Here is a 14,524-nt window from a genome sequence, read left to right as displayed (position 1 = left end):
TTTAATTAGCCTACTTTAATATTAATACTATGGTGACCTGCTAATGCTTCATATAGTTCCTGAGAAGAATGTATTTGATGACTAAAATAGATTCCGCCCGATAAGACCTCTTTTAGCATCTTCTCGATATGCAAGACCGTTGAAAATGCAGTCAGCTCAGCCTGTCCATTAACACTTTGCAAGCTCAACTTCTTTATTTTAATCTTAGTTTTTACAATCACTTCAAAAACAGTTTGATCTCCTTTTCCGCTGGAGCCAAAGAGAAACTGTCTTTCTCTTAAAGACATGATGTTGAAAACTTTAAATCTTTGAAAATATCCCATTAAACTAGTAACAAACTTAGAATTGTAAGTCATTTTTACCAAAACGGTTGGTATCTTTTCTATCTGGTTTAAAATAAATAAATCCGGAACATCGAGATTATAAACCTGACGTTTTCCTATTCCGAATGAGAAATTAAATCTTTCCGAATTTAAAAAATGCCTGACTTTTTCCGGCTTATTATTGACATAGACAATAAATGATTTACATACATTTTCGGCTAAAAAATTAGCAGAGCTTTTCCCTGCCTGATCTTTAACAGAATAATAAATATACACACTAGCTTCCTGAATTTGATCTTTATCCGGCTCCATTAAATCAACCAAACTGCCTACGATACCGCCCATCCAGCCGGAACTAAAAACAATCCTACTCTCTACTTTTTGCTTATTTTCCTGTGCTAAATTGTACGCTAAAGTTAAATCCGGAGTTGGTTTTGTAATATCAATATAATCCAGTTTATTTTTTATCGCAAACTGTAAGATCTTATCATTACTATCCTTGGTACACATTACAATCAAATCGATTCTATGGTGTATAATACAATCGAAAGTTTTGGGATTAGTAACATCAATAACTAAATTACTGCTTGCTTTTCCCGGATGGCGACTTCCAATAAACAAAGTATAGTCAGGATTTCTGCCTTGAAGCAAACGTAAGATGACTTTCCCCACTAATCCTGTTCCTCCTATCACTAAAATATTTTTTCTCATTATTATATATTGTTTTTAGCAAAAATAATAATGGAATATCTCCCGATTACCGGACAAATGTCCTAAAAAATCGCTTTCCGGATACGGCTTAAATGTCTCGGTGTAACACCGAGATAAGAAGCTAAATATTGAAGCGGAATCAACTGAATGTATTTTTGGTGATTTTTATAAAGCTCTTCATATCGCTGGGTTCCGGATAATTTCTGAAAAGAAATCATCCTTTTTTGAAGTATTACGTATTCCATTTCAGTCAGTTTACGGCCTATTTCCTGCCAGTGAATGCCTGATTTATAAAGCTTCTCCAAACTTTCACGGCTGATGACCTGCAATTCTGTATCAACGAGTGCCTGAATGTTTTCTTCAGCAATATTTTGGGTTATGAAGCTTGAAAAGGAAGCCATAAATTCATTTTCAAAAGCAAAACAATTTGTTATTTCATCGCCCTGATGATTGAAAAAATAAGATCTCAAAATGCCTTTTTTAATAAATACAATTTCATTGCAAACCTGATTTTCCTTCAGTAAAAGTTCTCCTTTTTTGAGTTTTCGAAAAGTAATTAAAGTGTCTAATTGCTCTAATTCCTGCTGTGGAATTATTTGGAGGGATTGAAAAACAGATTTCATTTTTAACATTATAATTTAGTAGTAAAAAATCGATTTTATTCAAATGTTACTTCTTCAGTTGTCGCTTTTAAAATCTCATGATTTGATTTTTCAATTTCTATTGTAAACCTGTGTTTTTTAAAAATTTCAGGTTTTAAAGCTATTTTCATGGCATAAGTATTCAATGTAGCTGGATTTAAATCAGCCAGAAAACCTTCAATAAGCTTATCATTAACATCATAACCATGTGTGGTAACAATACTATTTAATTCAGAACCGGCTGGAAAATTGGTATTAAAAGCTGCATCGCTTTTAATTGAAATTCTAATCAAGGGATATTTTTCACCTTCATATCCTTTTTGACATTTAGTTGTCGCATATATTGCATTCAAAAAGTTGAAATTTATCTTTTTTTCAGCCAAATATTCACGATTATCCCAATCTATCTTATAGCCAAAGACTAATTTTTCACTTGCTAAAACTTTAGGATAACCTACACTAGCTATTATTGTATGATAATCATAATATTTTTCTTCAGGACAATCCGGAAAGCAGGCGCTCAACAATCCTAAAATATTAAAAGTTAAAAATATAGTAAGTATTCTTTTTTTCATCCTTTGTCAAAATGGTTTTACAGAAACGAACTTACAACTATATTTTTACAATTCATCTTCTATTAATTTTAAGGAAATGTAAACTGTCATATAGTTATTTTGAAAAAACTCTTTCGATTCTTTTATCCGGAATAAGCCAGGACATTGCCACTATAAAGTACGCAGCACCTGAAATCCATTCATTGTAAAACGAAAAGACGATTCCAATTATGTATAAAACAGAGGAAACATTTCCTTTGACATCTTTTCCTATTGCTTTTGCTATTACTGACTTTTTTCCCTCGCTGAGAATTATAGTCCTTTGCAAAATAAAATAGGCTACAGAAGACAGCAATAAAACTACGCCATACAAAGTCATAGCAGCTTTTGCGAAGTTATGTTCTCCCATCCAGCCTGTTGCTACAGGAATTAAGGATAGCCAGAAAAGCAGATGCAGATTGGCCCAAAGGATTTTTCCGTTGATTTTGGTGAGACTGTGAATTAAATAGTGGTGGTTGTTCCAGTAAATTCCAACATAAATAAAACTTAGCACATAACTTAAAAACTTCGGGATAAGCGGTTTTAAATCGGCAAACTCGACTCCATGTGGCACTTTGATTTCTAAAATCATGATCGTTATGATAATCGCCAACACACCATCACTAAAGGCTTCAAGTCTTGTTTTATTCATTTATTTACGAATTATGGTGTTCTGTGTTAAAAAAAGTTTGCCGCGAATTACACGAATTTTCGCGAATTTTTATGTTTAATGTAAAATACTAATTCGTGGAAATTCGTGTAATTCGTGGCAAAAAATATATTGCTTAAGGTTTAAATACTAAATTTTACCGTAATACATTGCTTTTACAATTCCATCGGAAAGTCCGATTTTTGGAACGTAAATCTGGCGTGCCCCACTCCATTTCATGGCATTCAGGTAAATACGTGTCGCATGAATGATTACGTCGGCACGATCGGAATTCAGCCCTAATTCTGTAATCCTTTGTTCGTACGTCAATGAATTTAAATAGGCATATTGTGAATTGATATAAATATAAGAAAGCGGTTTTTCCTGTTGCTTTCCGGACATTTTAAACAATTTATTGATGTTTCCTCCGGAACCAATCAGTGTCACTTCTTCATATCCCTGCGTATTGGTTTTGATCCATTTTTCGATTTCATCCCAGACAATATCATGTACCATATTATTTAGCAAGCGAACAGTTCCGGCCTTGAAAGATCTTGAATTGATCATTTTACCGTCAGAGAACAAAGTAAATTCAGTGCTTCCACCGCCGACATCTACAAATAAATAAGTCTCGTCTGTTTTTAGTAAATGATGTAAATCTGTAGAAGCGATGATAGCGGCTTCTTTTTTACCATCAATAATTTCGATTTTTATATCGGCTTTTTTCTTAATTAAAGCCACTACTTCTTTGGCATTATAGGCTTCACGCATGGCTGAAGTAGCAAATGCCATATAACGTTCTACTTTATGTACTTTCATCAAAAGGTTAAATGCTTTCATCGCATCTACCATTCGATCAATATTTTCTTCTGAAATTTCTCCCACTGTAAAGGCATCTTGTCCCAAACGAATTGGCACACGAACAAGCGAACTCTTATTAAATTGCGGTTCTTTGCCGTCTTGTTCTACAACATTCGATATCAGAAGCCTCATGGCATTTGAACCGATATCTATTGCTGCAAGTTTCTTTATATTAATCATGCTCCCTTATGATTTGAATTCGGTTTGTTATTGATTTATTTTTTGTGGCAAATTTTCCAGTGCCTCAATTTTATTCTGGTAATATTTATAGGTTTCGAGCTGGGCTCTAAACGGGGCATGATGATTTCGTGGCTTGTATTTGTTATCTAGTTTATAGGAATGGTATCTCACTTTAACATTCCCTTTCCAGGCAATATTAAAATTATCGATTAGTTCTTTCTTAATTTCAAGATCATAAATCGGGCAGGTAACTTCTACCCTTCCGTCCAGGTTTCTGGTCATAAAATCGGCAGACGAAATATAGACTTCTGTCAGACCTGCATTTCCGAAAATATAAACTCTGGTGTGTTCCAGGTAATTATCGACAATACTGATGGCTTCAATGTTCTCACTCATTCCCGGAATTCCCGGAATTAAGCAACAGATTCCTCTTACCTGAAGCTGAATTTTCACTCCGGCATTACTGGCTTCGTATAGTTTATCGATCATTTTAAAATCAGACAAACTGTTCATTTTTAATTTGATATGTGTTTTTCTGCCTGCTAAGGCGTGCAAAATTTCACGGTCTATCAATTTTACAAATTTCGTTCTTGTATAATGAGGCGATACAATTAAATGTTTGTACCTGTGCACCCTGTAATTAATATCAAAAAATTCAAATATTTTAGAGATGTCCTTCAGAATCTGCTGATGGCAGGTAAACAGAGTTACATCGGTATAAATTTTAGCGGTTGATTCATTGAAATTTCCGGTAGAAATAAACCCGTAACGACGCGTTTTATCATCTTCTACTCTTTCAATCACACAAATCTTACTGTGAACCTTTAGTCCTTTTATTCCAAAAATAAGTTCAATTCCTTCCGTTTGCATTTGCTCTGCGTAGGAGATATTTGTTGCTTCATCGAAACGCGCCTGAAGTTCGATCTGAACGACTACTTTTTTGCCATTTTTGGCCGCATTGATCAACGAACTGATAATTTGCGAGTTCTTGGCCAGACGGTATAAGGTAATTTTGATACTGGTTACTTTCGGATCTAAAGCGGCTTCACGCAAAAACTTCGTCAAATAGGAAAACGACTGATAGGGTGCGTGTAATAAATAATCTTTTTTACTGATTTTCTCCAGGATACTTCCTCCCATACTCAGGCCGGGAATTGGCAGTGGATCATTGGTTTTATAAAGTAAATCGTATCTTCCTAAATTGGGGAAACTCATATAATCACGGCGGTTGTGATATCTTCCTCCGGGAATAATACTGTCTGTCTCAACGATTTTCATTTTATCTAAAAAGAAACGCAGTGTATCCTCTTCTATCAAGCTATCGTAAATAAAACGAACCGGCTCCCCTATTCTTCTGTCTTTTACTGATGTCGCAATTTTCTCCAGCATACTTTTGCTCAGATCGCTGTCGATATCCAATTGTGCATCACGTGTAATTTTGATCATATGGGCTGAGACGCTTTTATAATCGAAAATATTAAAAATGTTTTTAAGGTTATGGCGAATCACGTCATCAATTAAGATCACATATTGCTTATCATCATCGGATGGCAGTACCACAAACCTGTTTATTGTTTTCGGGATTTCTATGACAGCGTAACGAATCTCATCATTCGTATTCATTTCCAGACGAACAGCCAAATAGCCTAAGGTATCTTTCAGCACCGGAAACTCTGCCAGATCATTCAAAATAATAGTCACTAATTCCGGACTTAATTTTTGAATAAAAAAGTCTTTCAGAAAACGCTCCTGCAGTTCTGTAATCTGATCTTCATTGATGATAAAGATATTTTCGGCTTCCAGTTCGGCTTCGATATTCCCTAAAATACGTAAACTCTCGGATTGCTGCTGAATTACGATTTCGGTAATATCCTTAATCAGCTGATGTGCAGAAACCCCTCCCAGGTATTTTTCTCCTGAAATTCCGGACAGACTTAATCTGCGGATTGCGGCATAGCGAACTCTGAAAAATTCATCTAAGTTGTTCGAAAAAATTCCAACAAAACGCAACCTGTCTAAAAGCGGAACCGTGTTATCTGCTGCTTCCTGAAGCACTCTTGCATTAAACGCTAACCAACTTTTTTCTCTATCGATATATTTCTGTTCGTACACTTTATTTATTTTAAATCTTTGGGGAAAATTGTTTTGTGTGTCTTGCCTTTATTGATGTTGTCCCAGCTTTCTGAATCAAATTTCAGAGACACAAATCCGGAGGTAGGTACATTTTCAATAAAAACATCCCCAAATTTATTAACAAAATTTGTAATAGCCTCGTTATGTCCGAAAAGAATAACGCTTTCGAAACTATTATCACATGATTTGATAACTTTTTCAAGCTGTTTGTCATCAAAAGTATAAAGATCGTCTTTGTATATGATGCTTTCTATGGGATACGAAATATTTTGCGCAAAAATAAGTGCGGTTTCAGAAGCACGTGCGGCAGTACTGCTCCACACTATATATGTTTTTGGCAGAAATTTTGAAATATTTGTGGATACTTCATGGGCATCCAGAATCCCTCTTTTCATCAAAGGCCGGTCAAAATCTTTTAAAGGAGCTTCCCAACTGGATTTCGCATGTCGTATTAAAATTAAATTTTTCATAAGCAAAAGGATTTAGAAACATCGTAGAAAGAAGTTCTTTTTTATTGAAGTTCTAATTTACAAAAGAAAATCTAATACTTCCCTTTTTTTTAATTGTGTTAACATTTAATGAAGTTTTTAACAGAAACTGACCTGACCGAAATTATTTTTTTACCGCAAAGAACGCTAAGTTTTGCTTCTTCGCTTTTATAACCGCAAAGTTCGCACAGCTTTGCGAACTTTGCGTTTTATAAAACATTCCCAGATAAAAATCATTGCGTTCTTTGCGGTAAAAAAAAAATTAGTACCGTAATTTTTTCTCTATTCACAGGTTATGGAATTGATCCCTTCCTTTCTTTTACATCAAAAAAAAACGTTGTAACTCATAGAATTACAACGACTCACTAAAAAACAGTATGCGTGTCTTTTATTTATATTCTCGCAAAAATATTGGTATAATATTTCTTTCCTGTCGCAGGATCTGTACTGACAGAGATTCCAAAATGCGTATATTTTCCTTCGATATTTTTTTTGTGTCCCGGAGACGACAGCCATGCTTTCAGGACAGCTTCTGAAGTTTTATAGTTATAAGCTACATTTTCGGCGACATTTTTGGCTGAAAGAACTTTTACAATATCCTCCGATCGCGAAGCAAAATCTTTATGGTTCAACACATTATTTGCAATCATATACTTATTATGCTCTTCGCATCTGTTCGAAATATGATTTACTTTTTCTAATGCATTCAGACCGATACTAACGCGGTAATTGTTAATAAGCTGCATCAATTCTAACTCCGCATCATTATAGCTATAATTTTCATCGGGCGTTCCAATTATAACCTTGTCGTGCGGTACTTTCTCTGTTTTTGCAAAACATGAGTTCATTGTGATAAGCATCACAACGAACATCATGGTGCGCAAAATCTTTTTCATAATCACTAGCATACTTAAGCGTTTAAAGTAAATGTTGGGGCAAATCCTTTAAATATTATTTTCAGTATATTTATTCTAATTTTCCGGGGCAAACTTATCTAATCTGTACTTAAACTGCAAACATAATCGACGAAATACATCACAAAGCTTTTATGCCAAATAAATTTCTTACAACTAAGAAGACAATCTTTCAATTTTCCATGAAAAATCAGATTGGCTGCTGTATCGGATTCTGTCGTGCAACCTGTTAGGCCTTCCCTGCCAAAATTCAACCTCTAAAGGCGTCACAAGAAATCCGCCCCAATTTTCAGGTCTCGGAATGGTTTTTCCTTCAAATTCTTCCTCCAGTTTTTTCAGGTTTTCTTCTAAAAATGTCCGTGACGGAATCACTTCGCTCTGATTGGAGACGATAGCACCTAACTTGCTTCCGTCCGGACGGGAATCAAAATAGCCGTCTGAGATATTTTCAGATGTTCTTTGTGCAATTCCTTTTATAATCACCTGACGTTCCATCTCCTGCCAGAAAAAAGACAAACAAACGTGTGGATTGGCCGCTATGGCTTTTCCTTTTTCCGAATTATAATTGGTGTAAAAGATAAATCCTTCTTCTGAAAATTTCTTTAGCAAAACGACTCTTGATTTCGGAAAACCGTCAAGGCCAATTGTAGACACCGTCATGGCATTTACTTCTCCGCTGGCTCCAAAATCTTCTACCTCGTGAAACCATCTGTTGAAAAGATTAATTGGATCTTCGGGAATCGTACTTTCAAGCAATTCGCTTTTTTCATACGATTTTCTATAGTTGCTCAGATCATTCATTTTTTAGATTTTTAGATTGTTGGACTTAGATTGTTGGACTTCTTAGATTGTTGGACTTCTTAGATTTTAGATTTTGGATTTACCGGAATATTAAATTTCAAACTTAGTACCTTAGAAACTTAGTAACTCAGAGCCTTAGCAACTTAGAATCTCAGCCACTTAGTCAAACTCAAAACTTCTTCCGTCGTCTCCTAAAAGTACATTCGGAAAAATTTCTGCTGCTTCTTCTCTAAAACGCTCAATGCCGTCATATCGTGTAGAATAATGTCCTAAAACCAATTGTTTTACATTTGCTTTTAGTGCAATTTTTGCCGCTTCTTTTGCCGTAGAATGTAATGTTTTTAAAGCCAGTGGAGCTTCTGATTCTAAAAAGGTGGATTCATGATATAAAACGTCAACGTTTTTTATAATTGAAATTATATTTTCATTGTAAACGGTGTCAGAGCAAAAAGCATAACTCACTGCAGGAATCGGATCGAAAGATAATTTTTCGTTTTCGATTACGGTTCCGTCATCAAGTGTCACGTTTCCTCCGCCTTTTATTTTTTGATAATAGGCCGTGTGGATATTGTAGTGCTGCACAGCCTCCACATTTAGTTTCCTGTCTCCTGGTTTTTCCTGAAATAAAAATCCGTTCGTATAAACGCGGTGCTTTAACGGAATGGTTTTTACAATAACGCGGTTATCTTCAAAAATCACTTCGCTTTCTGTCGATTCCAGTTCGTGAAAGAACAAATCATAAGTGGTCCAGGAATTGGATAACCTCAGCTGTAAAGTGATAATTTCCTTCACCCCTTTCGGCCCATAGATGTGCAAATCGGTAGTTCGGCCTAAGAGCGCAAAAGTGGAGATCGTACCGATCAGTCCAAAGAAGTGATCGCCATGCAAATGCGAAATAAAAATGTGATTAATTTTAGAGAATTTAATCTTGTTTTTACGCAGCTGCACCTGAGTTCCTTCTCCGCAATCAATCAAAAACATCCTGTTCTTAATTTCTAAAACCTGCGAAGTTGGATTGGTAATTGTTCTTGGAGTTGCTGCATAACAGCCGAGTATGGTAAGCTTCATTTCAGATTGTTGATTTTAGATTTTAGATTGCTGATTGAGTACTATTAAGAGATTCTTCCTGATTTCAAAAAATCTGAACGCTAAAATCTGAACGCTAAAATTAAAATCCGAGGTCTCTTTCAATTTCTTCCATTTCGATAATATCGTGGGCTTCCAAAAGAGAAGGAACAACAGTTAACTTATCAGAAACAGCATTAAAGTCAAGGTCGGCAACTACAATCACAAATGATTTTTTGGCTTTTTTCTGTTGCTTCGAAAGTGGCAAAAACAGCTTTATATCTTTTTCAGATAAGGCAGTATGCGATAATAAATCTATTATAATATTTTGTTTTTCAAAGGTTTTAAATTGCTGCGTTACTTTTTCCAGAAAAGAATTAAAATCTCCCTGTGTGTCTTTAATAGTAACGGTATGTCCTTTTTGATCTACTTTCATTTTATAATGTATAGCGCTTTAATATGAGTACTATGGTACGAAGTTTTTTTTAGTGTTAGTTTTTGAAGTTTCATGTTTCAAGTTTCAAGTTTCAAGTTTCAAGTTTCAGGTTTCAGGTTTGTCAGGCTGAGCGGAGTCGAAGCCTTTCTTTTTTACCTAAAAGCCCTTCGACTTCGCTCAGGGAGACAACTGAATGCCAATGAGACTGAAAACTGAGACTGAAAACCGCGACTAAAAAACTACTGAATCTTCGATGCTAAAAGATAAATAACAGCCATTCTGATGGCAACACCATTCTCAACCTGATTTAAAATCACCGACTGATTCGAATCGGCTACTTCGCTGGTGATCTCGACTCCTCTGTTGATTGGTCCCGGGTGCATGATTATAATTTCTTTACCAAGCGAATCCAATAAGGGTTTGTCTACTCCGTATTGTTGTGCGTATTCCCGTGTTGAAGGGAAAAAGTTCACATCCATACGTTCGTTCTGAACACGTAACATATTGGCAACGTCACACCATTCCAATGCTTTACGCAAATTCGGTTCTACCGTAACACCAAGCGATTCGATATATCTGGGGATTAGTGTCTTGGGTCCGCAGACTTTTACCTCGGCGCCTTGCATTTGCAACGCATAAATGTTAGATAATGCAACTCTTGAGTGTAAAACATCACCTACAATGACCACTTTTTTTCCGGCAACATCTCCTAATTTTTCTCTGATCGAATAACTGTCCAGTAAAGCCTGCGTTGGGTGTTCGTGCGCTCCGTCACCGGCATTTACGATACTGGCTTTGACATTTTTAGATAAAAAATAAGCCGCTCCTGGATTGGAGTGGCGCATTACTACCATGTCAACTTTCATGGAAAGGATATTGTTTACCGTATCAATCAGGGTTTCCCCTTTTTTAACCGACGACTGGGCTGCCGAAAAACTAATGACATCAGCCGATAATCTTTTTTGGGCCAACTCGAACGAAAGTTTTGTCCGGGTACTGTTTTCGAAGAAAATGTTGGCAATCGTAATATCTCGTAATGAAGGAACTTTTTTAATCGGTCGGTTAATGACTTCCTTAAAATGATCGGCAGTTTCAAAAATCAGGTTAATATCATTTTCGTTGATGTATTTAATTCCTAATAAATGATTTACGCTTAATTCTTTCATTGTGTTTGTTTAATATTATTTGTCTAATTCCTGAATTACTGAAATTATTCAGTCTTTCAACGGTTCTTTAAGGAGCAGCTGCCCTATTGCACCATTCTGTCTACAACCTCACTATAATCCTGCAAATCTCTCGCATCTTCATCAAAAATTTTCTGCCATCTGAAGCCCGGAATCTCTATTTTTGTTGTGGCCGAACCATTCCATTTTATTGCAAAATCGTTATTTATTAAAACTTCGGCAACTCGTTTCCCCACTTCAATTGTCGTTTGATCATCAGCATTATCTACTTTCTGGAAAGCGATAAACAAACCCGGGTTTTCAATTGCAACAGCCCTTTCTAAATCTTGTCCGTGGTAAAAACAATAACCATCAGATTCGACTTCGTTTTCCTGAAGTTCTCTTTCGACTTCCACTACTTCATATTCACCTTCACTGGTGGTATAACCTGCATTGTGAAGTGCGATTATATTTTCATCACATAAGGCATCAAACGCTTTTATTAGCTTTTCAGTATCTGTGGGGCTTTTCCATTGTTTACTTTCGGCAAGCAACTTTTGGTATTCTTCTCTTATTTTGTCAAAAGCCCACTCTTCTGAGATTTCATCTTCAAATTCGTTATCTTCAATTTCTTCTCTGATGTTTTCCTGAATCTCATCAAGGGAAAGAAATCCCATTCTAACCTGATTGAAAATTGATTCATAAATAAACGCTTCGTTCTCTGTCATTTGTTGTTTAATCGTTGATTTGTTTAACCGTTTATTTGTGTGATCCTTTAATCGTCTGTTTTTGTGATTAAACGATTAAACAAATAACCGATTAACCGATTCAACTAATTCGTTATAAGATACACGGCGTCTTCACCTTCATTTTCTTTCCAGCTTACTTTTACTTTTTCATCATTAATGGCATCTACCTGACGGCCGCGATAATCGGGCTGAATCGGTAAATTGCGGCTAAAACGTCTGTCGATTAGCACTAACAGTTCAATTTCCGAAGGTCTTCCGAAAGACTGAATGGCGGTTAAGGCAGAACGAATGCTGCGTCCGGTAAACAAAACGTCATCGATAAAAATGACTTTTTTGTTTTCGACTATAAAATTTATTTGTGTTTTATTGGCTTCAAGCGGTTTATCAGTTCGGCGAAAGTCATCCCTGAAGAAAGTGATATCTAAATAACCCAAAGAGATTTCCGGTGTCTGGTATTCGTTTTCTAATATTTGTTTCAGGCGTTCTGCCAGGAAAACACCCCTCGGCTGAATTCCAACTAAAATAGTATCCGAAAAATCCAAGTGTTTTTCAATCAACTGACAAGCCAAACGATGGAGTATGATAGTAACTTCTTTTGAATTAAGCAATACTTTTTGGCTCATAATGCAGTGACATATTTAGTTGGGCAAATATACGAAATCAGAATTTATTTGTTGGGGTGTTGGGTGGGGAAATATTTTTTTATTGATTTTCGGGGATGCAGTAGGTAAAATCGAATAATCAACCATATTACTATTTTTAAAAATAAAATCTTTTTTTTTTTTAAATAAAAAGATTACAAAAAAAAACATATTTTAGCTAGATAACAATTTGCTTAGTATGATTTTATTATAATATCTATGGACTATAATTAAAATCATTTGTATAAAATTTTTCCATCTTAACATTATTATTTACAATTTTATGACCGATATTAAAAGTTACATCAGCAAACTGAATGATCGGAACCTTCAACGCAAGCGTGAATCAGGAATTACTACATATGTATTTTATTCTATAACAATATTAATTCTTTATCAAATAATTAATATATATCCAAATATTAATTTCAAACCATACTTTTGGCACAATATAGTTTTTATAGCTTACACATTGAATTTGCTTTCTGGTGCGCGATTTATATTTTCTTCATATTATGAATATACAAGTTCTTATTCTTCACCACGAATCATCTCAAATCATCACAAGAAAATGCTGTTCGATCAAGCATTTGATTTTTGTGGAATGACACTAACATTACTTATCAACTCTTTAGCCTGGATATCAACTTGTAATGATTCTATATACGGAAATCATACTTACTTTATGATAATAACACTATTTTATGGATTATTAACGCTGTCAACGTTAATTTCGTCTTTTAGAAATAGAACTATAAACTATACATACAAGATACTCGAAGGATCTAATAAAAACCTAACAGATAAAAACCCAGTATCTATAATATTATATATTACTGGATTATTGCTTTTAGTCTCCTCTAGCTACTACATATTTACAACCGATTTTCCGAATAAGCAAAGAATACTGTTATTTAGTATCTATTTATATTGTTTTCATTTTGTACTTGAAAAATTAATTCAATTACACAAACAGGATAGCTTTACTGAAGCCCTAGAACAATTAGAATATGAAATAAACATTAAAGATCTTAAAGATGATGATATTCGTGAAAGACTACAAAATAATTATTTAGGTTACCATTTAGCCGATTGGATTATTTATAATACAAATCTTTTAGATTCAATGATTTTAGAAACAGATAAAAAAACTTCTGAACTTGAAACTGCACTTATAGAATTAAATTTGATGGATAAAAAAATTTTTGAATTTCAAGGGAAATCTGTAGAAAAAAGTAAATTATTAGAAGAAATAAATAAGGATCTAATTAATTATGTTGCACAAAAATTACGAGATATTGAAGGCTTTTGGAAAATTTCAAGAATTAATATCGTTGATAGAAATGATTTATCTGATTTTTATAGCAAACTAAAAAAATTACAATCAAACAATCAAAAGGTCTAATATTCTATTTTTTTAAAACCAAATCGCTAGGATATGCACAACTATAGCGCGGAAATTCTTCACGTCCCCGAAAAGCATATTACATAGTGTGAAGAAATTTTCTCAAAATTCCTTATTTTTATAATATAAACACCAAACATCATGAGAAAAATAATCGTCATAACTATGATTACAATCGATGGCGTAATGCAGGCTCCGGGCGGACCTGAAGAAGATCCATCGGGCGGATTTGAATACGGAGGCTGGGTAGCTCCATTTGGTGATGAAGAATATGGCAAGGTCATGCAAAAGCAAATGGAACCTGCAGATATTCTTTTAGGAAGAAAAACATTTGATATTTTTGAAGACTATTGGCCCAAACATGCGGAAGGCTGGCCGGGCATTAATGACGTGACCAAATACGTTTTGTCTTCCACCAGAAAAAACTCTGATTGGGAAAACTCTGAATTCCTTTCCACCATAGAAGACATCAAAAAACTCAAAAATTCAGAAGGCGGTGACATTAAAGTCTGGGGAAGTGCAACACTTGTTCAGCTATTGCTTCGACATGATTTAGTGGATGAACTTGGACTCTTAATTTATCCTGTAATTCTTGGTAAGGGCAAAAAAATGTTCGATGATAGCTCCACTCCTGCAGGATTTTCATTAATTGAAAATACCGTTACTCCGAGGGGTGTAATGGCGGTGAGTTATGAGCGGGCGGGAGACGTTAAGACTGGGACCATCGGAGAATAAGACTTTTACAAACGATGATTCATCAATTACTATTGG

At 34.9% G+C, this 14,524-nt stretch carries 16 protein-coding genes; 2 read left to right on the top strand and 14 right to left on the bottom strand.

Translation table 11 applies throughout. The features are described 5' to 3' along the window. Positions 1 to 5: 5 nt before the first annotated feature. The 14 genes from D0817_RS12920 to pyrR all read right to left on the bottom strand — a co-directional run bounded on the left by D0817_RS12920 (position 6) and on the right by pyrR (position 12,330). Positions 6 to 1,034, bottom strand: a complete 1,029-nt coding sequence (locus D0817_RS12920; protein WP_127338787.1) for an NAD-dependent epimerase/dehydratase family protein — start codon at positions 1,032 to 1,034, stop codon at positions 6 to 8. 62 nt (positions 1,035 to 1,096) lie between these two features. After that, positions 1,097 to 1,657, bottom strand: a complete 561-nt coding sequence (locus tag D0817_RS12915) for a Crp/Fnr family transcriptional regulator (RefSeq protein WP_127338786.1) — start codon at positions 1,655 to 1,657, stop codon at positions 1,097 to 1,099. Positions 1,658 to 1,692: 35 nt separating this feature from the next. Further along, a complete protein-coding gene (locus tag D0817_RS12910) occupies positions 1,693 to 2,250 on the bottom strand; it encodes a hypothetical protein (protein ID WP_127338785.1) in 558 nt (185 codons plus the stop codon). 94 nt (positions 2,251 to 2,344) lie between these two features. After that, entirely contained in the window at positions 2,345 to 2,920 is a 576-nt protein-coding gene (locus D0817_RS12905) for a TMEM175 family protein (protein WP_127338784.1), read from the bottom strand. A 147-nt stretch (positions 2,921 to 3,067) separates the two neighbouring features. Next, the gene (locus D0817_RS12900; protein ID WP_127338783.1) at positions 3,068 to 3,958 is read right to left on the bottom strand and encodes a Ppx/GppA phosphatase family protein; all 891 of its coding nucleotides are present in this window, start codon (positions 3,956 to 3,958) and stop codon (positions 3,068 to 3,070) included. A gap of 27 nt (positions 3,959 to 3,985) precedes the next feature. After that, positions 3,986 to 6,070, bottom strand: coding sequence for a polyphosphate kinase 1 (gene ppk1, locus D0817_RS12895; protein ID WP_127338782.1), 2,085 nt, complete (start codon positions 6,068 to 6,070; stop codon positions 3,986 to 3,988). A gap of 5 nt (positions 6,071 to 6,075) precedes the next feature. Then, complete coding sequence (locus D0817_RS12890) at positions 6,076 to 6,561, bottom strand: SixA phosphatase family protein (protein ID WP_127338781.1); 486 nt, start codon at positions 6,559 to 6,561, stop codon at positions 6,076 to 6,078. 410 nt (positions 6,562 to 6,971) lie between these two features. Continuing rightward, complete coding sequence (locus D0817_RS12885) at positions 6,972 to 7,475, bottom strand: CAP domain-containing protein (RefSeq protein ID WP_127338780.1); 504 nt, start codon at positions 7,473 to 7,475, stop codon at positions 6,972 to 6,974. Positions 7,476 to 7,649: 174 nt separating this feature from the next. Next, complete coding sequence (pdxH, locus tag D0817_RS12880) at positions 7,650 to 8,294, bottom strand: pyridoxamine 5'-phosphate oxidase (RefSeq protein ID WP_127338779.1); 645 nt, start codon at positions 8,292 to 8,294, stop codon at positions 7,650 to 7,652. Positions 8,295 to 8,453: 159 nt separating this feature from the next. Then, positions 8,454 to 9,362 (bottom strand): ribonuclease Z, encoded by a 909-nt coding sequence (locus D0817_RS12875; RefSeq protein ID WP_127338778.1) that lies wholly within the window; start codon positions 9,360 to 9,362, stop codon positions 8,454 to 8,456. A 100-nt stretch (positions 9,363 to 9,462) separates the two neighbouring features. Then, entirely contained in the window at positions 9,463 to 9,795 is a 333-nt protein-coding gene (locus D0817_RS12870; protein WP_127338777.1) for a ribonuclease Z, read from the bottom strand. 239 nt (positions 9,796 to 10,034) lie between these two features. Further along, entirely contained in the window at positions 10,035 to 10,961 is a 927-nt protein-coding gene (locus D0817_RS12865) for an aspartate carbamoyltransferase catalytic subunit (protein WP_127338776.1), read from the bottom strand. A gap of 83 nt (positions 10,962 to 11,044) precedes the next feature. Next, entirely contained in the window at positions 11,045 to 11,686 is a 642-nt protein-coding gene (locus D0817_RS12860; protein WP_127338775.1) for a DUF6891 domain-containing protein, read from the bottom strand. Between the two features lie 104 nt (positions 11,687 to 11,790). Beyond that, the gene (gene pyrR, locus D0817_RS12855) at positions 11,791 to 12,330 is read right to left on the bottom strand and encodes a bifunctional pyr operon transcriptional regulator/uracil phosphoribosyltransferase PyrR (RefSeq protein WP_127338774.1); all 540 of its coding nucleotides are present in this window, start codon (positions 12,328 to 12,330) and stop codon (positions 11,791 to 11,793) included. A 301-nt stretch (positions 12,331 to 12,631) separates the two neighbouring features. Between pyrR and D0817_RS12850 the strand changes: the two genes are divergently transcribed. Both D0817_RS12850 and D0817_RS12845 read left to right on the top strand, forming a co-directional pair. Then, positions 12,632 to 13,753, top strand: coding sequence for a hypothetical protein (locus tag D0817_RS12850; RefSeq protein ID WP_127338773.1), 1,122 nt, complete (start codon positions 12,632 to 12,634; stop codon positions 13,751 to 13,753). A 141-nt stretch (positions 13,754 to 13,894) separates the two neighbouring features. Beyond that, complete coding sequence (locus D0817_RS12845; protein WP_127338772.1) at positions 13,895 to 14,488, top strand: dihydrofolate reductase family protein; 594 nt, start codon at positions 13,895 to 13,897, stop codon at positions 14,486 to 14,488. The last annotated feature ends 36 nt before the right edge of the window (positions 14,489 to 14,524 follow it).

The organism is Flavobacterium cupreum (genome assembly GCF_003996965.1).
Lineage (GTDB): Bacteria > Bacteroidota > Bacteroidia > Flavobacteriales > Flavobacteriaceae > Flavobacterium > Flavobacterium cupreum.
Note: the sequence above shows the minus strand (reverse complement) of the source record. Positions and strands in the feature narration are given on the sequence as shown.